This is a genomic window from Janthinobacterium sp. PSPC3-1 (genome assembly GCF_049896105.1).
Classification (GTDB): Bacteria; Pseudomonadota; Gammaproteobacteria; order Burkholderiales; family Burkholderiaceae_D; genus Janthinobacterium.
The window spans coordinates 133,164-154,257 of the sequence record NZ_JAFCTQ010000005.1 but is presented as its reverse complement, the minus strand read 5'-3'; the positions used below and the strand labels follow the sequence as shown (position 1 = coordinate 154,257).

At 65.1% G+C, this 21,094-nt stretch carries 22 protein-coding genes; 8 read left to right on the top strand and 14 right to left on the bottom strand.

The genetic code is table 11. From position 1 onward, the window contains the following. Positions 1-42 precede the first annotated feature (42 nt). The gene (locus ACP7B7_RS08160) at positions 43-729 is read left to right on the top strand and encodes a class II aldolase/adducin family protein (RefSeq protein ID WP_308920753.1); all 687 of its coding nucleotides are present in this window, start codon (positions 43-45) and stop codon (positions 727-729) included. A 154-nt stretch (positions 730-883) separates the two neighbouring features. On the opposite strand, the gene ACP7B7_RS08155 is transcribed toward ACP7B7_RS08160, so the two are convergent. From ACP7B7_RS08155 to ACP7B7_RS08145, 3 genes are all read right to left on the bottom strand, one after another. Further along, a complete protein-coding gene (locus ACP7B7_RS08155) occupies positions 884-1,945 on the bottom strand; it encodes an ABC transporter substrate-binding protein (protein ID WP_426076316.1) in 1,062 nt (353 codons plus the stop codon). A gap of 27 nt (positions 1,946-1,972) precedes the next feature. After that, positions 1,973-2,845, bottom strand: a complete 873-nt coding sequence (locus ACP7B7_RS08150; protein ID WP_426076315.1) for a sulfurtransferase — start codon at positions 2,843-2,845, stop codon at positions 1,973-1,975. Positions 2,846-3,014: 169 nt separating this feature from the next. Continuing rightward, positions 3,015-3,677: a LexA family transcriptional regulator gene (locus ACP7B7_RS08145; RefSeq protein WP_426076314.1), complete on the bottom strand. Its 663-nt coding sequence runs from the start codon at positions 3,675-3,677 to the stop codon at positions 3,015-3,017. Positions 3,678-3,840: 163 nt separating this feature from the next. Between ACP7B7_RS08145 and ACP7B7_RS08140 the strand changes: the two genes are divergently transcribed. Then, complete coding sequence (locus ACP7B7_RS08140; protein ID WP_308920757.1) at positions 3,841-4,980, top strand: sigma-54 interaction domain-containing protein; 1,140 nt, start codon at positions 3,841-3,843, stop codon at positions 4,978-4,980. Positions 4,981-4,993: 13 nt separating this feature from the next. On the opposite strand, the gene metC is transcribed toward ACP7B7_RS08140, so the two are convergent. The 10 genes from metC to ACP7B7_RS08090 form a co-directional block, all read right to left on the bottom strand. Continuing rightward, on the bottom strand, positions 4,994-6,214 hold the full coding sequence (metC, locus tag ACP7B7_RS08135) for a cystathionine beta-lyase (RefSeq protein WP_426076313.1): 1,221 nt from the start codon (positions 6,212-6,214) through the stop codon (positions 4,994-4,996). Then, entirely contained in the window at positions 6,214-6,963 is a 750-nt protein-coding gene (locus ACP7B7_RS08130; RefSeq protein ID WP_308920759.1) for an amino acid ABC transporter ATP-binding protein, read from the bottom strand. The genes metC and ACP7B7_RS08130 overlap by 1 nt, the downstream gene beginning before the upstream one ends. Then, the gene (locus ACP7B7_RS08125; RefSeq protein ID WP_426076312.1) at positions 6,960-7,748 is read right to left on the bottom strand and encodes an amino acid ABC transporter permease; all 789 of its coding nucleotides are present in this window, start codon (positions 7,746-7,748) and stop codon (positions 6,960-6,962) included. The genes ACP7B7_RS08130 and ACP7B7_RS08125 overlap by 4 nt, the downstream gene beginning before the upstream one ends. Beyond that, positions 7,745-8,506 carry an amino acid ABC transporter permease gene (locus ACP7B7_RS08120; protein ID WP_426076311.1) on the bottom strand — a complete coding sequence of 254 codons (762 nt, stop codon included), beginning with the start codon at positions 8,504-8,506 and terminating at the stop codon, positions 7,745-7,747. The genes ACP7B7_RS08125 and ACP7B7_RS08120 overlap by 4 nt, the downstream gene beginning before the upstream one ends. After that, positions 8,503-9,342 (bottom strand): transporter substrate-binding domain-containing protein, encoded by an 840-nt coding sequence (locus tag ACP7B7_RS08115; RefSeq protein ID WP_426076310.1) that lies wholly within the window; start codon positions 9,340-9,342, stop codon positions 8,503-8,505. Before ACP7B7_RS08115 ends, ACP7B7_RS08120 begins: the two co-directional genes overlap by 4 nt. 23 nt (positions 9,343-9,365) lie before the next feature. Next, a complete protein-coding gene (locus ACP7B7_RS08110; RefSeq protein WP_426076309.1) occupies positions 9,366-11,825 on the bottom strand; it encodes a TonB-dependent receptor plug domain-containing protein in 2,460 nt (819 codons plus the stop codon). 145 nt (positions 11,826-11,970) lie between these two features. Then, positions 11,971-13,170, bottom strand: coding sequence for a YbfB/YjiJ family MFS transporter (locus ACP7B7_RS08105; protein ID WP_426076308.1), 1,200 nt, complete (start codon positions 13,168-13,170; stop codon positions 11,971-11,973). Positions 13,171-13,275: 105 nt separating this feature from the next. Continuing rightward, positions 13,276-13,806 (bottom strand): ankyrin repeat domain-containing protein, encoded by a 531-nt coding sequence (locus ACP7B7_RS08100; protein ID WP_308920765.1) that lies wholly within the window; start codon positions 13,804-13,806, stop codon positions 13,276-13,278. 75 nt (positions 13,807-13,881) lie between these two features. Continuing rightward, positions 13,882-14,394, bottom strand: coding sequence for a superoxide dismutase [Cu-Zn] SodC (gene sodC, locus ACP7B7_RS08095; RefSeq protein ID WP_308920766.1), 513 nt, complete (start codon positions 14,392-14,394; stop codon positions 13,882-13,884). Between the two features lie 103 nt (positions 14,395-14,497). Further along, the gene (locus tag ACP7B7_RS08090) at positions 14,498-15,367 is read right to left on the bottom strand and encodes a LysR family transcriptional regulator (protein WP_426076307.1); all 870 of its coding nucleotides are present in this window, start codon (positions 15,365-15,367) and stop codon (positions 14,498-14,500) included. Between the two features lie 133 nt (positions 15,368-15,500). On the opposite strand from ACP7B7_RS08090, the gene ACP7B7_RS08085 reads away from it, so the two are divergent. Further along, positions 15,501-16,190, top strand: a complete 690-nt coding sequence (locus ACP7B7_RS08085; protein ID WP_426076306.1) for an alpha/beta hydrolase — start codon at positions 15,501-15,503, stop codon at positions 16,188-16,190. A gap of 1 nt (position 16,191) precedes the next feature. Here the strand turns inward: ACP7B7_RS08085 and ACP7B7_RS08080 are convergent, their stop codons facing one another. Beyond that, complete coding sequence (locus tag ACP7B7_RS08080; RefSeq protein WP_308920769.1) at positions 16,192-16,947, bottom strand: IclR family transcriptional regulator; 756 nt, start codon at positions 16,945-16,947, stop codon at positions 16,192-16,194. A gap of 65 nt (positions 16,948-17,012) precedes the next feature. Between ACP7B7_RS08080 and ACP7B7_RS08075 the strand changes: the two genes are divergently transcribed. From ACP7B7_RS08075 to ACP7B7_RS08055, 5 genes are all read left to right on the top strand, one after another. Beyond that, complete coding sequence (locus tag ACP7B7_RS08075) at positions 17,013-17,579, top strand: cytochrome b (protein WP_308920770.1); 567 nt, start codon at positions 17,013-17,015, stop codon at positions 17,577-17,579. Between the two features lie 143 nt (positions 17,580-17,722). Further along, complete coding sequence (locus tag ACP7B7_RS08070; protein WP_426076305.1) at positions 17,723-19,189, top strand: iron-containing redox enzyme family protein; 1,467 nt, start codon at positions 17,723-17,725, stop codon at positions 19,187-19,189. A 152-nt stretch (positions 19,190-19,341) separates the two neighbouring features. Continuing rightward, positions 19,342-20,019 (top strand): CsgG/HfaB family protein, encoded by a 678-nt coding sequence (locus tag ACP7B7_RS08065; RefSeq protein WP_308920772.1) that lies wholly within the window; start codon positions 19,342-19,344, stop codon positions 20,017-20,019. Beyond that, positions 20,016-20,387 carry a DUF4810 domain-containing protein gene (locus ACP7B7_RS08060; RefSeq protein ID WP_426076304.1) on the top strand — a complete coding sequence of 124 codons (372 nt, stop codon included), beginning with the start codon at positions 20,016-20,018 and terminating at the stop codon, positions 20,385-20,387. The genes ACP7B7_RS08065 and ACP7B7_RS08060 overlap by 4 nt, the downstream gene beginning before the upstream one ends. Next, positions 20,384-21,046, top strand: a complete 663-nt coding sequence (locus ACP7B7_RS08055; RefSeq protein WP_426076303.1) for a DUF799 domain-containing protein — start codon at positions 20,384-20,386, stop codon at positions 21,044-21,046. The genes ACP7B7_RS08060 and ACP7B7_RS08055 overlap by 4 nt, the downstream gene beginning before the upstream one ends. Positions 21,047-21,094: the final 48 nt, after the last annotated feature.

Below are 21,094 nucleotides of genomic sequence, written 5' to 3'. Positions count from 1 at the left end.
AGGCGATGCCGTCTGCGCGTCCTTCCACCTACAGGAGCCACCATGAGCCATATCGCCGTCGCGGAACAAGTACAAGTCGACATCGTGAAATTCGTCCAGCAGTTCGAACAGGAATTCGAGCAGGCGCATCAGCTGCTATTGAAAAGCAAAACCCTGTCCGTTACCGAAGCGGGCAACCTCAGCCTGCGCGTGCCGGGCCAGGACAAGCTGGTGATCGCCAGCTTCAACGGCGCCGGCCACGGCGTGGCGGGCGTGGTCGATTTCGACCTGAACGGCCATATCGGCACGCTGTCACCCAGCCTGGCCGAAGTGGCGGCCCTGCATATCGCCATTTTGCGCGAGCGCCCGCAAACCAATGCCGTGATCCACACCCATTCGCCCTACCTGACGGCCTGGTCGATCGCGGGGCGGCCGCTGCCCGTGCGCTATGCCACCTTGCTGGGCCATGGCACCGACGACGTGCCACTGGCGGCCTGGGGCGCGCGCTACGCGGCCGAACCGGTGGTCGCCGCACTGCGGGCCCATCCGAACGCCTACGCCACCCTGTTGGCCAACCACGGGCCATTTACCTGGGCCGACAGCGTGCTGGGCGTGGCCAAGCAGCTGGTGTTCCTGGAAGAAGCCGCCTATTTTACTTTCCTGGCCGAACAGCTGGGCGGCGCCAAGCCCTTGCCGGAAGGCGCGTTCGAGGCGGTGCAGGCGGGCAAAAAGAAGTTTTACGCGGCTTGAATAGTGGTGTTTGGCCCGACCTGCGGTTATTTGACGAGCAGGTCGGGTTAGCGGGGCCGCCGAGGCGCGCAGCGCGTAAGCCGACAATATTGCTGGCGGCGCTGGTGGTGTAGGGTTACGCGCGCAGCGCTAACCCGACCTACGCGACATGCGCTTATTTTTCCAGCGACTTCAATGCCTCCTTCAAATAGCTGTCATCGGCCCACTGGCTTACCTCGAAATCGTTCTCGATATAGCCCTGGGCCAGCAGGAAATTCTTCTTGATCGCTATCCCCTTCAGGTTTTGCGCCGATAGTGCCGGCACGAAGTCGCGCTCGCCGATGGCCAGGGCGGCGATCCGGGCATTGGGCAAAAACGTCACCCTCGGGAAGATCTCGGCCGCCGCCGCGCGGTGGGTGTTGATCCATCGCCCGGCCCGTATCGAGGCGCGCAAAAAGGCGATGATGACTTCCGGGTGGGCTTGCGCGAAATCCGTGTTGACGGCATTGGTGTAAGGGCCGTTGGCGATCTGCAGGGTCCAGTCGGGCTGGGTGGACAGATCGAGGATGACCTTGAACTGGCCGCTGTCGACCAGCTTGCGCGTACGCGCCAGGCTGCTGTGAATGGCGTCGACGCGGCCGTCGCGCAGGGCGTCCGCTTCCGGGTCGCCATGTTCGCGGGCGGCAGCCTTGAGCTGGCTCCACAGTTCCACCGGCCGTGCCGCCGGTGCCAGCGCTGGCGCGTCCGCCGCCTGCGCAATATCGACGATTTCGACGTCGGCCAGACCCACGCCGCCCAGCTTCAATGCCTGGTGCAGGCCGAAATGGCTGGCCGCGCGCGAAAAATCGATGCGCTCGGGATTCGACGAGCGGGACAGGCCGATGCGCTTGCCGCGCAGGTCGTCGATGCGGTACAGGTCGGCGTCGGCGCGCACCACGATCTGGCCGCCGGACTGGGTGGCCGTGCTGGCGATCAGGGTGGTATCTGTCAAATCGGCTTTCGCCCAGATGGTGGGAATGGCGCCGCCGTCGCGAAACAGCGGGTTCAATGAATGGCGGTAATGCGGCAGCCAGCCCGCGTTGCCGGCCAGCGAGCGCAGATAGGTGGGCGTTGCGCCCACGCGCTTGAATTCCTCGTCGAGCCAGCCGAATTCGACGGCGATATTCGAGGCGACCAGCACCGGGCAGATGGTGTAATAAGCGTGCGGGGAGGTACTGCTGTCGTTCAGTTTCGTCATGGTGGTTTCCTAGTGTGGATCAGGGTGTCAGGCTTCGATCGGCGCGCCGACCAGGCTGCCCCATTCCGTCCACGAGCCGTCATAGACGCGCACCTTGTCAAAGCCCAGCAGCTCGGTCAGCACAAAAAAGGCCAGGGTGGAGCGGTGGCTCAGACGGCAGTAGACGGCCGTCTCGCGCCGGGCATCGATGCCCTTGCCGGCCACCAGCGCGCGCAGCGCGTCGACAGGCCTCAGGCGGCTGTGCTCGTCGAGCAGCTCGGCAAACGGCAGCAGCACGGCGCCCGGGATATGGCCACTGCGTTCGGCGCCATGGTTGCCGCCGTCCGGTCCCACTCGCAGGCCGGCATATTCTTCCGGCGTGCGGATATCGAGGATCTGCAAATGATCGTCGCCGAGCCTTTGCTGCAGCTGGTCGCGGCCGATGCGGATATCGTTCGTCTCGCGCGCCGGCGCCTGCAGGTCGCCATCGGCCGGCGGCAGCGGCGTGTGCACGGTGGCCAGCGGCGTGGTGGGCAAGCCGCCGGCCAGCCAGGCGCGCAGGCCGCCGTCGAGCACGCTGACATTGGACAGCCCCGCGCGCAGCAGGACCCAGCGCGCATAAAAGGCGAACTGGCTATGGTCGCCGTACAGCACCAGTTGCCGTTCGGGGTCCACGCCGGCGGCGCGCAGGCGGCGGCGCAAGGTGTCGGCGCCAACGAACTGGCGCTGGCGTTCATCCCACAGCAGTTCCTTCCAGTGGAAAGCGTGCGCGCCTTCGATGGCGACCGCAGGGCCGCCTTCCTCGGGGCGCCTGCTGAGGATGGCGATCACGTTGACGGACGGGTCGTGCAGGTGTTCGGCCAGCCAGGCGGCCGGCGCCAGCAGCGGGAGTGTGGTGGAAGCTTGAGCGGGTGCGTTCATGGTTTTCCTGTCGTGGTGGGTGGTCGTGCTGCTGATACAGCAAGGACCGGGCCAGATGGCGACAGGAAGGGAAAGCGTGGATTTATGAGGCGTTGCGCCGGATGGTGAAGGGCAGCGCTGCTGCAAACGCAACGCCCGCCGGTGAAAAATCACCGCCGTGGCGGCCCGATTACGCCAGCCGCGCGCTCCATACCACGCCGCCCACCACGGCCAGGCTGGCCGGGTCGACGTCGATGGCGCGATAGGCGGGATTGTCCGGCACCAGCCGGATACGCCCGCCCACTTCCAGCTGGATGCGGCGCAGCAGCAGGTTGCCGCTGTCTTCCAGCAGGAACACCTGGCCGTCGGCCAGCTCCTTGCGGGTGATATCGATCAGCAAGGTGTCGCCCGGCAGGAAGTGGGGCGCCATGCAGTCGCCGGGCATGATCAGGGCTTTCAGGTGCGAAGCGTCGAGGCCGTTGCGCTGCAGCCAGAAGCGGCAGAAGGCCAGTTCAGTCAGGGTGGTCGGGTCCAGCCGTGGTGGCGCGTGGTCGTTGGCCGCCTGGCCCTCGTACAGCGGCAGCAGGGTCAGGCTTTGCTTGGGCATGCCGGACGTCATTTCGCCGTGGCCGGTGGCCAGCCACGCCAGGTCGACATTGGCCGCCTGCGCCAGCGCGACCAGCACCTTGCGCGACGGGTCGCCGCCACCGAGGTAGCGCAATAGCCCGCTATGCGAAATGCCGGCCTTTTTGGCCAGCGCGCTGACCGAACCGGCGCGGGCGACGAGGGCTTTCAGGCGCAAGGTGAAGTCGTCGAGGATATCGAGCTGCAGTGTTGCCGTGGATTCGTTCATAGTTCGCTTTAGCATAAGGTCATGCCAAATTCTTCGTTAAGTATCAGGGGTTGATCATGCTATCGTTACAATGTAACACGGTGCTTATCGCGCTTTAGTAAAGCTTTTCACACTTTAGCGCAAAGCTGCCGCTACTTTCCACTTTTATTGAAAGCCGCTTATCGTGAGTGTCCTGCTGACCCTGCCCACCTCGAGTGGCGCCGCGCTGTCGATCCGAGCCAAGGCGCTGGTGTTCAACGATCCCCGTTCCGAAGCGCTGCTGGCGCTGGCCACGCATATCGCACCGACCGACGCTACCGCCCTGATTATCGGCGAAACCGGCACCGGCAAGGAATTGCTGGCGCGCTATCTGCACACGCACAGCAAGCGCAGCGGCCCGTTTATCGCCGTCAATTGCGGCGCCTTCAGCGAAACCCTGATCGACGCCGAGCTGTTCGGCCACGAAGCGGGGGCATTCACGGGCGCCACCCAGGCGCGCCAGGGCTGGTTCGAGGCGGCCAATGGCGGCACCCTGTTCCTCGATGAAATCGGCGACTTGCCGCTGTCGATGCAGGTCAAGCTGCTGCGCGTGATACAGGAGCGGCAGATCGTGCGCCTGGGATCGCGCCGCACCACGCCGCTCGACGTGCGCCTGGTGGCCGCCACCAATATCGACCTGTACGACGCGGTGCAGGCCGGGCGCTTCCGGGCCGACCTGTATTACCGGCTCGGCGTGGCCACGTTGGCCCTGCCGCCGCTGTATGCGCGCCAGGGCGATATCCTGCCGCTGGCCCAGCACTTCATGAAATACTATGCCGAGCGCCTGAAGATCGCCGATATCGTTATCGACGAGGCGGCGCGCCAGGTGCTGCTGGACTATGGCTGGCCCGGCAATATCCGCGAACTGGAAAACACGATTCACTACGCGATGATCGTCTGCCGCGATGGCGTGCTGCGCGCCGAAGACTTGCGCCTGGGGCGCCAGCCGGCCGCCACGCGCGCGCTGGCGCAGGTCCACCCCTTGCCGCTGCGCGAGCCGGAGACTCACATACCTGTGCCGGTACAGGAAGTGGTAGAACCGGTCGAAGCTGGCCTGCAGCAGCAACTGCGCACCATCCTCGAAGCGCTGCTCGACGCCGGCGAGGATGCCGCCTTCGACCAGATCGAGGCGGCCGTGACGGGCGCCGCGCTGGCGATCGCGCACAACAACCAGACGCAGACGGCGCGCCTGCTGGGCATTTCGCGCAACGTGCTGCGCACCCTGCTCAAGCGCCACCATTTTTCCGGTGGCGAGCAGGAAGCCGGCGAGGCCTGCACCGCCTGAGCACATGGCTTGCTTATTGTCGTGCTCGGGCATATGTAAACGCGCCTAGTGCGTGATCGAGATCGGCGATCAGGTCCCCCACCGATTCCAGCCCCACGTGCAGGCGGATGATCTGCCGTTTCGGATCGAGCGGCTGGAACGTGCGTGTCGCATGCGGCAGCTTGACCAGGCTCTCGTAGCCGCCCCAGCTTGCGCCCATGGCGAACAGCCGCAGGTGGTCGAGAAAGGTATTGAGCACCTGCGGTGCCGTCGCCGGCAATTCGAATGAAAACAGGCCCGACGATCCCGTGAAGTCGCGCTTCCACACGGCGTGGCCCGGATGGTGCTCGAACGCCGGGTGGCGCACGCCGAGCACCGCTTCGTGGCGCGACAGCCATTCGGCCACCTCGATCGCCGAGCGCTCGTGGCGGTCCAGCCGCACGCCCAGGGTGCGCAGGCCGCGCAGCGCCAGGTAGGCGTCGTCGGGGCCGGCGATATAGCCCAGGCCGCGCACGGTGGAGCGTACATCGCTGTAAATCTCCTTGCGCGTGACGATCAGGCCCAGCATCGCGTCCGAATGGCCGACCAGGTATTTGGTGGCCGCGTGCAGCGAGATATCGACGCCGTGCTCGAACGGCTTGAAGAAATAGGGCGTGGCCCAGGTATTATCGAACAGCACCAGCGCGCCATGGGCATGGGCCACTTCGGCGATACGCGGCACGTCCTGCACTTCGAAGGTGTCGGAGCCCGGTGCTTCCAGGTAGACCACGCGCGTATTCTTGCGGATATGCAGCGCCAGGTTGTCCACATCCAGGGGATCGAAGAAGCTGGTGTCGATGCCGTAGCGCGTCAGCACGTTGAGGAACACATTGCGTGCGCTGGGGTAGACGTTGTCGGTCACCAGGATATGGTCGCCCGACTTTGCCACGGCCAGCACGGCGCCGACGATGGCGGCCAGGCCCGAGGGCATGATCAGGCCGCGATAGCCGCCTTCCAGTTCCGCCACCGCGTCTTCGAAGGCCACCGTGGTGGGGTTGCCCAGGCGGCCGTACATGGTGCCGCGATACGCCGGATCTTGCGCCAGCTGGCGTTGCGCCTCCAGGCTGGCCGTGTCGGGCCAGATAAAGGTCGAGGCGCGATAAATCGGCGTGTTGACCGTGCCGCCATGCGCGGCCGGGTCGCGCCCCACATGGCCCAGGCGGGTGGCGAAACTGTGATCGCGGCTGGCGCCGCCTGCGTGCTTGTCAATGCTCATTACAAAACCCTCTCCAGAAATGCGCGCGTGCGGCTGTCGCGCGGCGCGGTAAAAATATGCTCGGGCGTGCCCGATTCGACGATGCGTCCGCCGTCCGTGAAGTGGACGACGTCGGCGATTTCGCGCGCAAAGCGCATTTCGTGCGTGACGATCAAACAGGTGACGCCGCTGGCGGCCACGTCGCGGATGGTGGTCAGCACCTCCTTGACGGTTTCCGGGTCCAGCGCGGCCGTCACCTCGTCGAACATCATCACGCGCGGCTGCATGGCCAGGCTGCGGGCAATCGCCACGCGCTGCTGCTGGCCGCCGGACAGCTGGCCCGGGTAGGCGTGCTCCTTGCCGGTCAGCTTGACCTTGGCCAGCAGGGCGCGGGCGCGCTCTTCGGCCGGTCCCCGTTCTTCCTTGAGCACCGTCAGCGGCGCCAGGGTGATGTTGTCCAGCACGGACAAATGCGGGAACAGGTTGTAGCTCTGGAAGATCATGCCGACCTGGCGGCGCAGTTTCAGCAGGTCCGGCGCGGCGTCCGTCACGCGGATGCCGCACACGTCGATGGTGCCGCTGTCGACGCCGGCCAGCGCATTGATGGTGCGCAGCAGGGTGGACTTGCCGGAACCGGAAGGGCCGATCAGGCAGGCGATCTCGGACTGGCGCACGTCGAGCGACACGCCATTGAGCACGGTGTGGCTGCCGTAGGACTTGACCAGGTCGCGGATCACGATCTGGTGTTCGCCGGTGGATGACTGGCTCATTCTTTCACGCTCCATTTTTTTTCAAGACGGCGCGACAGGCGCGAAATCGGATAGATATAGACAAAGAACACGATGAAGGTATAGGCGTGGGCCGGCAGCAGCAGGTCGGGCCGGGTTTCGCCGGCCAGGCGCAGGCCGACCGAGGTCATCAGCTCTTCCACGCCGAGGATATTGGCCAGCGAGGTGGACAAGGTGACGATGCAGTACAAGCTCATCCACGGTGGCGTCATGCTGCGCAGCGCCTGCGGCAACACCACCTTGCGCAATATCTGCCGGCGGTCCAGGCCCAGGGCGGTGGCCGCTTCCCATTGCTGCAGCGGGATAGAACGGATGCCGCCGCGCACGATCTCGGACATATAGCCCGAGGCGGGCACGCCGATGCCGATGGCCGCCTTCAGCCAGTCGGGCAGGAAGAGGTATTCGCCGAACACCTTGATTTCATACGGCACCAGGTACATCAGGTAAAACACCGCCACCAGCCACGGCGCATTGCGCAGCACCAGGGTGAGCTGGCGCGCCACGGCCGCGCGGCGGCGGTGCGGCGAGCACTGCACGATGCCCAGCACGGTGCCGCCCGCGGTGGCAAAGGCAATCGCCACCAGGCCCATGACGATATTCAGGACGAAGCTGGACAGCAGGCCCGGCGTCCAGGCCACCAGGTAGCTTATCGGTTCGCGGTAGCGGTCATGCGTCCAGGCGGCCAGTGCCAGCAGCGCCGCCCAGCGCGCCCAGCGCCACAGCCGGGAGGCGCCGTTGCCATTGGTGGCGGTCAGGCGGGCGCTCATGCGGCCACGCTTCCCGGCAGCTGCAGCCGGCGTTCGATGGCGCGCATGCCGGCCGATACGCCGCCGATCAGCAGCAGATAGGTGACCAGCAGGATCTGTATCATCACCGGCACATTGAAGCTGTCGGACCAGATGCGGTTGCAGGCATAGGTCAGTTCGGGCACGGCGATGGCGAACGCCACCGAGGTCGCCTTGATGGTCTGGGCGATGCTGTTCGACAGGGCCGGCAAGCTGTGGCGCAGGGCCAGCGGCGCGATCACCTGGCGGAAGATCTGCAGCCGGCTCAGGCCCAGCGCTTCGGCCGCTTCGACCGTGGCGCGCGGCACGGCGTCGATGCTGCCGCGCAGCGCCTCGATCTGGAAGGCGCCCGAATGCAGGCCCAGCACGATCACGGCCCAGCCGAAGCTGCCCAGCAGGCGCACCTGTTCGCCGTGCTCGTTGACCACCATCGGCAGCAGCGAGCCGACGCCGAAAAAGAAGAAATACATTTGCGCCAGCAGCGGCGTGTTGCGGAACACCTCGACATAGGCATTGATCGCTTTCTGGCCGGCGGCAAAGCGGGAGCCTTTTACGGCCGCACCGGCCACGCCGATGGCCAGCGACAGCGCCACGGCCAGCACGGCCAGCGCCAGCGTCAATCCAAGACCGAGCAGGAAGCGCCGGCCGTCGGCCGGGTCCCATAGTATGGTCAGGTTCAGGCCGTGTTCGATCAGCCATTCCCTGGCCGCGCCGCCTTCCGGAAAAAACCCTGCGCTCATCGTGCGCTGACCTTCACCGCGTAGCGCTCGGCCATCTGCTGCGCCCACACATTCGGCGGCAGCTGGTACTTGTGTTCCAGGCCGATGATAAAGCGCTCGCGGTGCCAGCGTTCGACGATGCTGCCCAGCAGTTGCTTGAGTTCGGGTTCGTTCTTTTTCAGCGCCACGCCCCAGGGCAGGCGCTCGTCGCCGATCAGCTTGAGTTCGAAGCCGCTCCAGCTATGGTTGTCTTCCTTGATCCTGGCATACCCCGTATCGTCGCCGATCGAGGCCACGCAGCGCCCGTCGGCCACCGCCTTGTGCACTTCCGCAAAGCCGGGGAAGGCGGCGATCTTCAGGCCCTTGGCTTCGTAGGGGCGCACCCACACCGACGCGGCCGGCGCGCAGACGGTCTTGCCCTGCAGGTCGGCCCAGCTTTCGATGCGCGTGCTTTTCAGCGCGAACACGGCCGCCGCCGCGCTGTAGAAGCCGGGCGAGGCGAAATCGATCTCGCGGCGCCGCTCGGGCGTATCGAGCAAAGACGTCACCATGAAATCGCAGCGGCCCTGCTTGACGAAGATGATGCGGTTGACCGGCGTGATGCGCACCAGGTTCAGTTTCAAGGGCTTGCCCACGGCCGCGCCCACGCGCTGGTGCAGGTCGACGATCAGGTCCCAGGTCAGGCCGGCCGGCTTGCCCGCCTGGTCCAGGTAGGCGAAGCCGGGCGACTCGAAGCCGCCGTAGCAGACCGACAATTGTCCCCGGTCCTTGATCTTGTCCAGTGCCGTATCGGCGCGGGCCGGCGTGGCCGCGAGCATCAAAGACAAGGCGATGGAAATGGCGAGTGGTGATTGCATGTCGAAACTCCTCTAATGGAACATCAGAACGCGGTGGCCAGGCGCAGCGAGTAATAGGTGCCGAAGGCGCCGACCGGCGCCTGGCTGGAAGGGTAGACATAACGTCCGCCGGCCAGGCGCAGTTCCGGGCGCGTCTTGTCCGGGTAGGAATCGAACAGGTTGTTGGCGCCGAAGGTGATGCTGGTATGGCGGCCCAGCTTGTAGGCCAGGGTCAGGTCGGTGACCCATTGCGCGCCGAATACCTGGTCCAGCGCCGGGTTGTTGCCGGTGTCGACCACCGTGAACTTGCCGTAGCGCGCTTCCGTCACGCCGACCGTCCAGTCGCCCACCGCATAGCGGCCCGTCAGGCGCAAGGTCGAACGGGGCGAGTACGACTCGATATTGCCGCGCGTGGTGCGGCCCACCAGCGCCAGGCCGCTGCCGGCCAGCTGGCCCGAGTTGTCCTTCACGCCCGTGATCTTGGTCACGCCGTAGTTGTAGCCCAGGCCCAGGTCCAGGTTGCCGTAGCCTTGCAACGCCAGGCGGTGATTGCCCACCACATCCACGCCGCGCGTGCGGGTGTCGAGCGCGTTGACAAAAAAGGAGGCGCCGCTGACACCAGCGAAGCCGGCCTCGCGCAGCAGCCGCTCGACCAGCGCGCCGCTGAGGGTTTCGGACAAGGTGATGCGGTCGCGGATGGCGATCTGGTAGGCGTCGATGGTCAGCGAGGTATTTTTCGCCGGCTGGAACACCAGGCCGGTGGAAAAGTTGACCGATTTTTCGGGTTTCAAGGCGGTGGCGCCCAGGGCCCGCGCGGCAGGGTGATCGACCGGGAAATTGCGCACGTCGAACGGTTCGCCGGCGCGGAAAGTGGTTTGCGTGGACGACAGGTTGGCCTGGCCCAGCGACGGCGCGCGGTAGCCATTGCTGGCCGTGGCGCGCAAGGCAACCGCGGGCGTAAAATCGTAGCGCAGCGACAGCTTGCCGTTCCAGGTATTGCCGAAGTCCGAATAATGCTCGGCACGGGCGGTGGCGCCCCACTGGAATTTCTCGGTCAGCTGGTTTTCCAGGCCCGCATATACGCCTTGCACGCTGCGCGTGAGGCTGCCCGCGTCGTCGGGACGGTAGCCGGGGAAACCCTGGGCGCCGGCCGGCGCGCGCGCGCCCGCGCTGGGGCCGTCAAGAATCGGCACGGTGCCGGCGATCCACGACGCCTCGTCGCCCGCGTCGATCGAGAATTTCTCATGCCGCAAGGCCGCGCCGGCCGACACCACCAGCGGCTCGGTGGAAAAGCCGACGGCGGCATTGCGCACATAGTCGAGCGTGAGATTGGTCTGGGTGTTTTTCATGCCGCCCGCATAAAAGCTGCGCGGGCTGGCCTCGCCCAGGCTGGCGTTGATGGAATCGGGCACGTCGAACTTGATGCGGTTGCCGCCATGATTGACGCCCAGGTCGAATTGGCCCGTCTTGTCGTTACCGTAGCGCAGGCCGGCATTCAGTGCGCCATCGTTCGAAGTGGTATTCAATAGCGGCAGGAATCCGTCGGGAAACAGCGAGCGCACCGTGCCGTTGTCGTTGGGACGGCGGAACAGCCCCTGCGAGCGGCCCAGGCGGTGGCCCACGTTGCCGAACACATAGGCGCGCAATTCCGGCGCCAGGCCCCATTCGGCATTGAGCACGCCGTTATATTCTTCCAGCGCGGGCGAGCCCACCAGCCATTCGCGCCTGGCCGCGCCCGAGGTTTCGCGCGGGTCGTTGGCAAAGTAGAACTGGCGCGAGTCGGCCCCTTCGCGCAAGGTGGTGCGCTGGGTGTTGATGGCTTCGCCGGCCACCGTCAGAAAGCCGTCGCCGGGCAGGGCAAAGCCGGCCGAGCCGCTGGCGCTCTTGGAAAAGCCGTCGCCTTCGGCAAACTTGCCCACCTGGACCGCCGCCGCGCCACCCGCATCCTGGCTTTTCAGCACGATATTGATCACGCCGGCAATTGCATCGGAACCATATTGGGCGGCCGCGCCATCGCGCAGAATCTCCACCCGGTCGATGGCGGCCAGCGGGATCTTGGCCAGGTCGAACGCCTGCGCGCCACGGCCCAGGCCACTCTTGTTATTGACGAAGGCCGACAAATGGGCCCGCTTGCCATTGATCAGCACCAGCGTCTGCGACGGCGCCAGGCCACGCAGGGCGGCCGGCCGCACGGTGGCCACGCCATCGGAACCGGCCGTCACATTGTATTGAAACGAGGGCGCCAGCGCCTGCAGCGCCTGGTTCAGATTGACGGCGCCCGTCTCGGCCAGCTGCCGCGTCGAATACACATCGACCGGCGCCTGGCTGCTCAGCTCCGTGGTATTGGCCCGGCGGGTGCCGATCACCACCACATTGCCGGCGGCGGCGGCCGCACCGGCCAGCGCCTCGGCGCCGGACGCGCCGCCGTCCTGGGCCTGGGCGGGCGCCAGGAAAGCGGTCAGCAGTGGAAGGAAAACAAAATTGCGCGATGAAGGAGATGGCATGGCGGGGTCGTTCCTGATAGTGAAGATATCCTCCTATCAGCACGATGCATGCCATGCGTTTTTCAGCTGAAAAGCGGCTTTTTCACCATAAAACTGGTCAAAATCCACCGCTGCGCGCGCTGCCAGGCGCGGCGCCGTTGCGATTTCAACGGCCAGCCACCAGCGCCTTCTGCCCCATCGCCAGCGCCGCGCCGATCAACAGCAGCACGCTTGAAGCGACCAGGCCACGCTCCAGCCCCGCCTGGCCATCGGCGATCCAGCCGACCAGCACCGGGCCGGCGATCTGGCCGAAGGCGAACACGGCGGTGAAGGCGCTGATGCCGGCCGGCCACGATTCCGGCGGCAGGTTGTGCCGCACCAGGGCCGTGGTGGAAGCCACCACCGACAGGAACACGGCGCCGAACACCAGGCCGGACAGGAAGATGAACGGCGCGGCGCTGGTCAGTGCCGGTATCAGGGTGGCCAGGCCCAGCAGGGCGTTCAGGATGGCCAGCGACTGGCCGCCCTTGTTGCGGTCCAGCATGCGGGCCCAGATGCGCGAGGAGGCCACCACCGCCAGGCCCAGCAAAGTATAAAACACGGTGATCAGCTGCGGCGACATGCCCTGCTGCTTGAGCAGGGCGACGACAAACGTCATGTAGCCGATATAGCCGGCGCCGAACATGAAATAGGCGGCAAGGCCGCAGCCAAAGTCCTTGCTGGAAAAACGCTGCGCCTGGCCCTGCATCAATCGCGCCTCGCCGATGCTTCTGGCCGGCAGGGCCATCAGGGCGGTGGCCAGCAGGCAGGCGATGCCCAGCGCCAGCCAGGCCGATTGCCAGCCGTGCGCCGCGCCATGCTGCTGGGCCGACGACAACGTGGCCGGCACCAGCAAGGCGGACAGTGCGATGCCGAAGCCCGTGCCGCCGTAGTACAGGCCGATGATAAAGCCGGCCCGCTCGCCCTGCAGCGAGCCGAGCCGCGCGGCCAGTACGCCGCCAGCGACAAACACAAAGGCGCTGGCCGCGCCGGCGCACAAGCGCTGCAGGAACAGGGCGGTGGTGTCGCTCACAAAACCGGACAGCAGCATGAAGATGCTGGCCAGCACGCTGCCAGCCATCAGCAGGCGCCAGGTGCCCATGCGGCGCAGCAGGGCGGGTGTGGCCAGGGCGCCGAGGAAGTATCCCAGCGCATTGCAGGTGTTCATGGCGCCGGCCAGCAGGTAGGACCAGCCCAGGTCGTCGCGCATGGGCGGCAACAGCAGGCCATAGGAAAAGCGCGACAGGCCCAGCGCCACGGCGGCGCCCAGCGACAGGGCCAGCGCGACGGCCAGCGGATGCGAGATGGTGGGAGAGGGTGTGCTCATGACAGCCAGTGTAGCGAATCGGCCGGCCTGGGCGCGTGCTTTGGTTTGCCCGCGCCGCAGCTCAGATGCCGGCGCCGGCAAACTGACACAATCTTGCCACAATAATTATGCCGTCTGGCCCAGTGCGGTCAAATGGGCCAGGGTATCGGCCGCATTCATGGTCTTGGCCAGCGAGACGGCCGTCATGCCGCGGCTGTCGACGGCGTCGATGCGGGCGCCGTGCTTCAGCAGCAACTCGAGAATGGCCAGGCGGTTGAACATGGCGGCCATCATCAGCGGCGTCTTGCCGTCGGGGCTGCCGCCTTCGACCTTGGCGCCGTGCTGCAGCAGCAGTTCGGCGATCTCCAGGTAGCCCTTGTAGGCGACGCCGGCCAGGGGCGTCTGGCCCTGGTCGTTCGGCACATTGGCGTCGGCGCCCGCTTCGAGCAGCAGGCGCGAGGTGTCCAGGTGGCCGTGATAGCTGGCCAGCATGATCAGGCTGTCGCCTTTTTCATTGCGGAAGTTGACCGGCACGCCCTTGGCGACCATGGCGCCCAGTTGCGCCGTATCGCCTTCGCGCACGAGGGCGAACAGGCCGCGGATGAATTCCAGCGTTTCCGCATCCATCGCGGGTTTGTTGGGGGTATCGGCGTTCATGTTTTTCTTTCAGCAAGGTTCAAGGCGCGCAGTTTACTATGGACACGGCGACGGCGCCGTGCCGCTTGTTATCGCTTATTTGACCACGCCGCACGCCATGCGCGCGCCGCCGCCACCGAGTTTTTCAGGATGGTCGCTGTGGTTGTCGCCGCCCACGTGCACCATCAGCGCGTGGCCCTTGAAGTCGGCGGCTTTCAGGCGCGGCGCCAGTACCGGATAAGTGGCCGTGCCATCGGCGGCCACGTAGATGGCGGGCAAATCGCCCTGGTGGCCGGAGGCGTCGTACGGGCCCTTGTGCGCGGCGGTCTTGGCCGGGTCCCAGTGGCCGCCCGCGGCGCCGGCCGGGGTTGGCTTGCCGTCCGTCACGCTGGCGTCGCACGATGGCTTTTCATGCAGATGAAAACCGTGCGTGCCGGCCGGCAAGCCTTTCAGGTCGGGCGTCAGCAGGGCGCCGTATTGGGTTTGCGAAATGCTGACCGTGCCGGCCGCCTGTTCCGCACCGTTCGGCCCCGCGAAGAATAATTCCACCGTCTGTGCGTGCGCCAGTTGCGCGCCAAGCGCCAGTACCGCCGTCAAAAGCATTTTCATGTCGTTCTCCCGAGGTTGAATGTCAAATAGGCCGCATCGTGATCGTGCTGTAGCAATTGTCGCATTTCAAACGGATTTGCCGCGTCCGGCTGGCAGTGTCCATTCAGGCCAGGCGTTCCGCAAGATAGTCGATAAAGGTGCGCACCTTGGCCGACAGGTGCTTGCGGCTGGGATACACAGCATGCACGCCCAGTTCGCCCGACTGCCATTGCGGCAACACTTGCACCAGGCGGCCCGCCGCCAGGTCGCCGGCGACGATAAAGCGCGGCTGGAAGATCAGGCCGGCATCGCGCAGCGCGGCCAGGCGCAGGATGTCGCCGTTGTCCGCCTTGATGGGGCCGTTCACGGCGATGCTGGCCATGGCGCCGTCGCCGGTGTTTTCCAGCCGCCACTCGTTGCCGGCGCCGGTCAGGGTATAGCCCAGGCAGGCATGGCCGGCCAGGTCGGACGGCAGTTGCGGCGCGCCATGGCGGGCCAGGTAGGCGGGCGTGCCGCAGACCACGCTGCGTTCGCTGCCGATCTTGCGCGCCACCAGGTCCGATGGCGGCAGGGCGCCGATGCGGATCGCCAGGTCGAAGCCGTCTTCGACGAGGTCGAGCTTGCGGTCGCTGAGCGCAATGTCAAGCTTTACCTGCGGGTAGGCCAGCGCATAGTCGCCGACGATGGCGGCCAGCCGGTGCTGGCCGTAAGCGAGCGGAATCGTCACGCGCAGCAGGCCGCGGGCCGTGCGGGTCAGGCGTGCCGCGCCTTGTTCGGCGTCTTCCACGTCGGCCAGGATCTGCACGCTGCGCTCGTGGAACTCGCGTCCCGTTTCCGTCAGGCTGATGCGGCGCGTGGTGCGGTTGAGCAAGCGCGTGCCCAGGTGCTCTTCCAGCTTTTGCACCTGTTTAGACACCATCGCGCGCGACACGCCCAGCTTGCCGGCCGCCGCCGCAAAGCTGCCGCCATCGACCACCGCCGCGTACATCTTCATTGAAGCGAATACATCCATATTGGCAGGGCTTTCGCGATTGTCAATCAAATGGAAATAGTCTAGCGGTCGCACGCTACTTTATCAACCATATCAAGATGGTTACGATAGGTCTGTCGATAACACAAGGTAAGCGATGAGCGAACAATTGAATCACACCCTGACCGAACCGGTCTCCGGCCTGGTGTACCGGCTGCGCGAGGGCAGTCGCGGCGCGGGCAAGTCGCCCTGTTTGATCCTGCTGCATGGCGTGGGCGCCACTGAACAGGGCTTGATGGAACTGGCGCGCGGCATCGATCCGCGTTTCAGCGTGATCCTGGCGCGCGGCCCGCTGGCACTGGGGCCGATGCAGTTCGCCTGGTTCCGGGTCAGCTTCACGGCAAACGGCCCGGCCATCGATGCGCCGCAGGCCGAGCGGGCGCGCACGACCTTGCTGGCGTTTATCGGGCAGTTGCCGCAAGCGCATGCCATCGATCCGGAGCGCATCTGGATCGCCGGCTTAAGCCAGGGCGGCATCATGAGCGCCAGCGTGGCCCTGAGCGCGCCGCAGCAGCTGGCCGGTTTCGGCATCCTGAGCGGGCGCATCCTGCCGGAAGTGCTGCCGCTGGTCACGCCGGGCAAGCCGCTGGCAGCCTTGCACGCGTTTGTCAGCCATGGCCGCCAGGACCAGGTGCTGGGTCTGCATTTTGCGCATCATGCCAGGCAGGTGCTGGCTGGCCTGAACGTGCGCCTGCAGTACCGGGAGTACGAGGCCGGCCACCGCCTGGAGCCGGCCATGGTGGCCGACTTCGAACAGTGGCTCGTGGCCCGGCTGGCCGACAGCTGAATCAGCCCGGCGGCGTTTGCAGCGCAGCCAGGCTTTGCTCGATCGCCGCGCGCGCCGCCTGCAGCGCTTGCCGTAGCGCGGGCAGGCTCGCTTCGAAGCGCGACGCCGGCGCCGCCACCGAAATGGCCAGCGCCGGCAGGCCCGGCACGCGGATCGCCGTGCCGATCGCGCACACGCCCAGCGCGTGTTCTTCGCGGTCGTAGCTGAAACCGCTGACGCGCGCCAGCGCCAGGTCGGCCAGCAAGGCGGGCAGGGTGGCGATGGTGTGGGACGTCAGCGCAAGCAAGTTGTCTTGCAGCAGGCGTTCGACTTCCGCGTCGCTCATGCTGCCGAGTAAAGCCTTGCCGTTGGCCATCGCATGCAGGCGGCGCGGCTTGTTGGTGATCGGCACCACGCGCAACTCCTGGTCGGACACGATGCGGTCGAGAAAGGATACCTCGCTGCCCTGGCGCGTGGAAATATCGACGCTCTCGTGCGTCGCTTCGAACAGCGCTTCCAGGTGGGGCCGCGCCGCCAGCACGATATCGGACTGTGCCAGTTGCGCCAGCCGTCCCAGGCCCCATCCCAGCCGCACGCCCGCGTCGCCGGCCTCCACGAAATCCTCGGCCGCCAGCGCATCGACGATGCGCTGCACGGTCGAGCGCGGCAAGCCCGTCTGTTTTGCCAGCGCACCCAGGCTCATGCCTTCGCGCCCCAGCGCGCGCAGGATGGCGGCCGCCCGCGCAATCACCTGGATGCCACCCGTATCTTTTTGCATGGAATACCTTGTATCGTATGGTGATACACTATTGTATCGTTTAATTTGACTGCCCTAAACACACCATGACCAAGCCCATCGCCACCACGCCGTCCTACCACCCGATCTCGAAATTCCAGCACTGGCTGATGGCGCTGATCTGGATCGCCGCCTGGCTGATCGGCTTTGTGGCCGTGCATTTGCGCGACGAACTGAACCCCCATCACCAGCTGACCTTCTTGCACAAGGCCATTGCCAGCACGGTGCTGTTCCTGACGGCACTACGCCTGCTGTGGCGTTTTACCCATCCGGCCCCGCCGCTGCCGGCCTCGATGTCGCCGGCCATGCAGCGCATGGCGCACCTGGGCCATTATGGCCTGTATGCGGTGGCGCTGATCGCCTTGCCGCTGTCGGGCTGGATGTGGAGTTCGGTGGCCGACAAGCCCATCATGCTGCTGGGCCTGGTGCAATTGCCGCCGCTGGTGGCGCCGGCCCAGGAATATTATGGCCTTGCCAAGCTGGTCCATCAATGGCTGGCCTGGAGCTTCGGCCTGGTGGTGCTGGGCCATGCGGCTGCCGCCATCAAGCACCATGTGATCGACAAGGATGGCGTGCTGATGAGCATGCTGCCTGACTTCCTGCGCAAGAAGTAATTCCTGGCTGTAAGCCTTGTCCCACGCCCGGGCGCGAAGCGTACTGATGTGCGGATGCACCGTCCGTCTTGATAATGCATGCATACCGGCCGCCGCCCGACTCCCGCAGTCCGGCCAGGCCTCAACTCTTTCAAGGCACGGTCATGCACAGCTTGCTTTCCACTGCAGCACAACCTGTTCAACGCGACCAGGCAGCACGCCTGCCCAATGCGCGCGCCATCTACGATACCCTTGGCGCACCGGGCCATGCTGCCATGGCGCGCGCCACCGCCCGCCACTATCTGCAGCAGCAACTGCTGGCTGCGGACGATCTGCCCGATGGCTTGCCCGAGCAGCCGGAAGACTTGCTGAACTGGTCGCGCGGCAGCGCCGAACAGGTCGGCGTGGAATATCAGGCCTACCTGGCCGAACGCAAGAATGGCGCGCCACGCCGCTTTTTCACCAGCAAGTCGCACGCGCTGTACTTTTTGCGCGCCGCCGCGCCCACCAAGCTGGTCGACGGCTCCTGGCTGTACAGCGCCTTGCAGCAATGGCAGCACCAGCGTTTCCGCGCCCTGATCCAGATCTACCTGGAGGAGCTGGGCGATGGCGTGGAGGAAAAAAACCATGTGGTGCTGTACCAGAAGCTGCTGGCCAGCCATGGCTGCGACGACTGGCAGGACCTGGACGACCGGTACTTCGTGCAGGGCGCCATCCAGCTGGCCCTGGCCCACGACAATGGCAACTTTCTGCCCGAAATCATTGGCTTCAACCTGGGCTACGAACAGTTGCCCCTGCACCTGCTGATCACCGCCTATGAACTCAATGAGCTGGGCATCGATCCCTATTATTTCACCCTGCATGTGACGGTCGACAACGGTTCGACCGGCCATGCGCGCAAGGCCACCGATGCGGTGCTGCAATTGATGCCGCGCTTCGGCGACAGCAAGGCGTTCTACCGCCGCGTGCGCAACGGTTTTCGCCTGAATGACCTGGGCGCCGGCACCACCGACATTATCGCCGGCTTCGACCTGCGGCAGGAACTGGTGCGCATCCTGTGCGAGAAAAGCGTGGCCGGCAAAAACATGCATTCCGACTATTGCCGCATCGGCGGCAAGAGCATCAACGACTGGCTCGGCGACAAGAGCCAGGTGCCGGAGCTATTGGATAAATTGACCGCCACCGGCTGGATACAGCGCGGCGCACCGGTGGAGGACAGCCGCTTCTGGCGCTTGATCCAGAGCGAGCGGGCGGAAATGTTCGGCGTCTTCAGCCCCTACGAGCAGCAGGTGCTGCGCGACTGGATCGAGTCGCCAGTCGATGACACCGGCATCGCCGCGCCGCGCATCATGTCGCACCGCGCCGCCATGCGTTCCATCGAAACCCTGGCCGATGCCCAGCCGCGTCCGTCGCAGCCCGGCGTTCGCGGCGTGTTCCGCCGCCACCTGGGCTTGCGGCAGCCTGGGGAGCAACCTTTCGACGCGGACCTGCGTGCGCTGGAACAGACCGTGGCGGAGCAGGGCAGCAAGGGGTCGGCCATGGACATGTTGATACCGCTGATGTCGCCGGCCAACCATCACAGCGCGGCGGGGTTGATGGCAACCAGGCTGTACCGGCAGTTGCTGGCTTGACTTGATAGGATAGTCCTTCGAAATGTCATTGCCGGAGTGACATTTGGTGAGAATTATAATGTAAGTAATAAATTATAATTGCATTAAGGAAATTAACTTGCAAAAAATCACTATGCAAGCGTTTCCTTGACCTCTCACTTCTTAAGGGCATCATGAATAAAAATACCTGCGGCGCGCTGCTGATGGCCGCGCTGATCGGTGGATCGCTGGCCGGTTGCGCCACCGAAACATCGCAAGCCCTCGCTGTTCCTGCGGTCGCCAGTGCCGCCCGCCCTTATGTCGGCCAGCGCACGCTGATCGCCGTCGGCAAGTTCGACAACCGCTCCAGCTTCATGCGGGGCATTTTCTCCGATGGCGTCGACCGCCTCGGCAGCCAGTCGAAAACCATCCTGATCTCGCACTTGCAAGGTACCAACCGTTTCAACGTGCTCGACCGCGACAACTTGGCGGAAATCAAGCAGGAATCGGAATACAAGAAGCAGGCACAGAACATCAAGGGCGCCGATTTTGTCATTACCGGCGACGTGACCGAATTCGGCCGCAAGGAAGTGGGTGACCAGCAATTGTTCGGCATCATGGGCCGTGGCAAGACACAAGTGGCCTACGCCAAGGTATCGCTGAACGTCGTCAATATCGCCACCTCGGAAGTGGTGTATTCGGCCCAGGGCGCAGGCGAGTACAGCTTGTCGAACCGCGAAGTGCTGGGCTTTGGCGGCACCGCCAGCTATGACGCCACCCTGAACGGCAAAGTCCTGGACCTGGCCATGCGCGAAGCGGTCGAGCGCCTGGTGGCCGGCGTGGAAGCGGGCGCACTGCGCAAACAGCAATGATGAAGAACCTTATGAAAAAAGCCGGCGGCATGCTGGCGCTGGCGGCGTGCGTCGCATTGACTGGCTGCGCCACCGCGCCGAAGACCTTGTACCAATGGGACGGCTACCAGCCGCAGGTCTACCAGTACCTGAAAGGCGAAAGCCCGGAGCGGCAGATCGCCGAAATGGAAAAAGCCCTGGCGCTGATCAGTGCCAAGGGCAACAGCGTACCGCCGGGCTTCCATGCCCATCTGGGCATGTTGTACTCGATCGCCGGCAAGTCCGACCAGGTGGCCACGCAGTTCGAAGACGAGAAAAAACTGTTTCCCGAATCGAGCGCGTATATGGACTTCCTGCTGGGCAAACTGAAAAAAGGTGAGAAATTATGATGTCGCGCTTGAAAAAAATGGCGTTGCTGCTGGCGCCGGCCGTACTGATGGTCGGTTGCGCCACCAAGGCGCCATCGTACGACTACACGGCATTCAAGGCCGCCAAGCCGCGCTCGATCGTGGTCTTGCCGCCGCTGAACAATTCGCCGGAAGTCAACGCCGGCAACAGCGTCTACGCGCAAGTGTCGTATCCGCTGGCCGAGGCCGGTTACTACGTGCTGCCGGTGGCCGTGGTCGGCGAGACCTTCAAGCAGAATGGCCTGACCAATGCGGCCGATATCCACGGTGTCGACGTCAAGAAACTCAACGAGATCTTCGGCGCCGACGCCGGCCTGTATATCACCATCGACAAGTACGGCTCGACCTATACCGTGATCGACAGCGTGGCGGTAGTGGCAGTGACGGCCAAGCTGGTCGACCTGAAAAGCGGCACCCTGCTGTGGGAAGGCAAGGCCAGCGCCTCCAACAACGAGGGCGGCAACAACGGTGGCGGCGGGCTGATCGGCGCCCTGGTGGCGGCGGCCGTCAAGCAGATCATCAACAGCACCACCGATGCGGCGCATCCGGTCGCTGGCGTGGCCAATGCGCGCCTGCTGTCGGCCGGCATGACCAATGGTTTGCTGTACGGGCCACGTTCGGTCAAGTACCAAGTACAGTAATGACTGTTACAGTGCTGTCGTAGCGAGAAGCCCCTGTTCGCCAGGGGC

Excerpts from the sequence above, each read along its gene's own strand:
- ACP7B7_RS08100 (WP_308920765.1), bottom strand. The coding sequence starts at position 13,806 with ATGAACGCCGATACCCCCAACAAACCCGCGATGGATGCGGAAACGCTG.
- ACP7B7_RS08055 (WP_426076303.1), top strand. The coding sequence starts at position 20,384 with ATGATGTCGCGCTTGAAAAAAATGGCGTTGCTGCTGGCGCCGGCCGTA.
- ACP7B7_RS08150 (WP_426076315.1), bottom strand. The coding sequence starts at position 2,845 with ATGAACGCACCCGCTCAAGCTTCCACCACACTCCCGCTGCTGGCGCCG.
- ACP7B7_RS08125 (WP_426076312.1), bottom strand. The coding sequence starts at position 7,748 with ATGAGCGCCCGCCTGACCGCCACCAATGGCAACGGCGCCTCCCGGCTG.
- ACP7B7_RS08160 (WP_308920753.1), top strand. The coding sequence starts at position 43 with ATGAGCCATATCGCCGTCGCGGAACAAGTACAAGTCGACATCGTGAAA.
- ACP7B7_RS08115 (WP_426076310.1), bottom strand. The coding sequence starts at position 9,342 with ATGCAATCACCACTCGCCATTTCCATCGCCTTGTCTTTGATGCTCGCG.
- sodC (WP_308920766.1), bottom strand. The coding sequence starts at position 14,394 with ATGAAAATGCTTTTGACGGCGGTACTGGCGCTTGGCGCGCAACTGGCG.
- ACP7B7_RS08105 (WP_426076308.1), bottom strand. The coding sequence starts at position 13,170 with ATGAGCACACCCTCTCCCACCATCTCGCATCCGCTGGCCGTCGCGCTG.
- ACP7B7_RS08130 (WP_308920759.1), bottom strand. The coding sequence starts at position 6,963 with ATGAGCCAGTCATCCACCGGCGAACACCAGATCGTGATCCGCGACCTG.
- ACP7B7_RS08155 (WP_426076316.1), bottom strand. The coding sequence starts at position 1,945 with ATGACGAAACTGAACGACAGCAGTACCTCCCCGCACGCTTATTACACC.
- ACP7B7_RS08065 (WP_308920772.1), top strand. The coding sequence starts at position 19,342 with ATGAATAAAAATACCTGCGGCGCGCTGCTGATGGCCGCGCTGATCGGT.
- ACP7B7_RS08075 (WP_308920770.1), top strand. The coding sequence starts at position 17,013 with ATGACCAAGCCCATCGCCACCACGCCGTCCTACCACCCGATCTCGAAA.
- ACP7B7_RS08090 (WP_426076307.1), bottom strand. The coding sequence starts at position 15,367 with ATGAAGATGTACGCGGCGGTGGTCGATGGCGGCAGCTTTGCGGCGGCG.
- ACP7B7_RS08080 (WP_308920769.1), bottom strand. The coding sequence starts at position 16,947 with ATGCAAAAAGATACGGGTGGCATCCAGGTGATTGCGCGGGCGGCCGCC.
- ACP7B7_RS08085 (WP_426076306.1), top strand. The coding sequence starts at position 15,501 with ATGAGCGAACAATTGAATCACACCCTGACCGAACCGGTCTCCGGCCTG.
- ACP7B7_RS08120 (WP_426076311.1), bottom strand. The coding sequence starts at position 8,506 with ATGAGCGCAGGGTTTTTTCCGGAAGGCGGCGCGGCCAGGGAATGGCTG.
- ACP7B7_RS08110 (WP_426076309.1), bottom strand. The coding sequence starts at position 11,825 with ATGCCATCTCCTTCATCGCGCAATTTTGTTTTCCTTCCACTGCTGACC.
- ACP7B7_RS08060 (WP_426076304.1), top strand. The coding sequence starts at position 20,016 with ATGATGAAGAACCTTATGAAAAAAGCCGGCGGCATGCTGGCGCTGGCG.
- ACP7B7_RS08145 (WP_426076314.1), bottom strand. The coding sequence starts at position 3,677 with ATGAACGAATCCACGGCAACACTGCAGCTCGATATCCTCGACGACTTC.
- metC (WP_426076313.1), bottom strand. The coding sequence starts at position 6,214 with ATGAGCATTGACAAGCACGCAGGCGGCGCCAGCCGCGATCACAGTTTC.
- ACP7B7_RS08070 (WP_426076305.1), top strand. The coding sequence starts at position 17,723 with ATGCACAGCTTGCTTTCCACTGCAGCACAACCTGTTCAACGCGACCAG.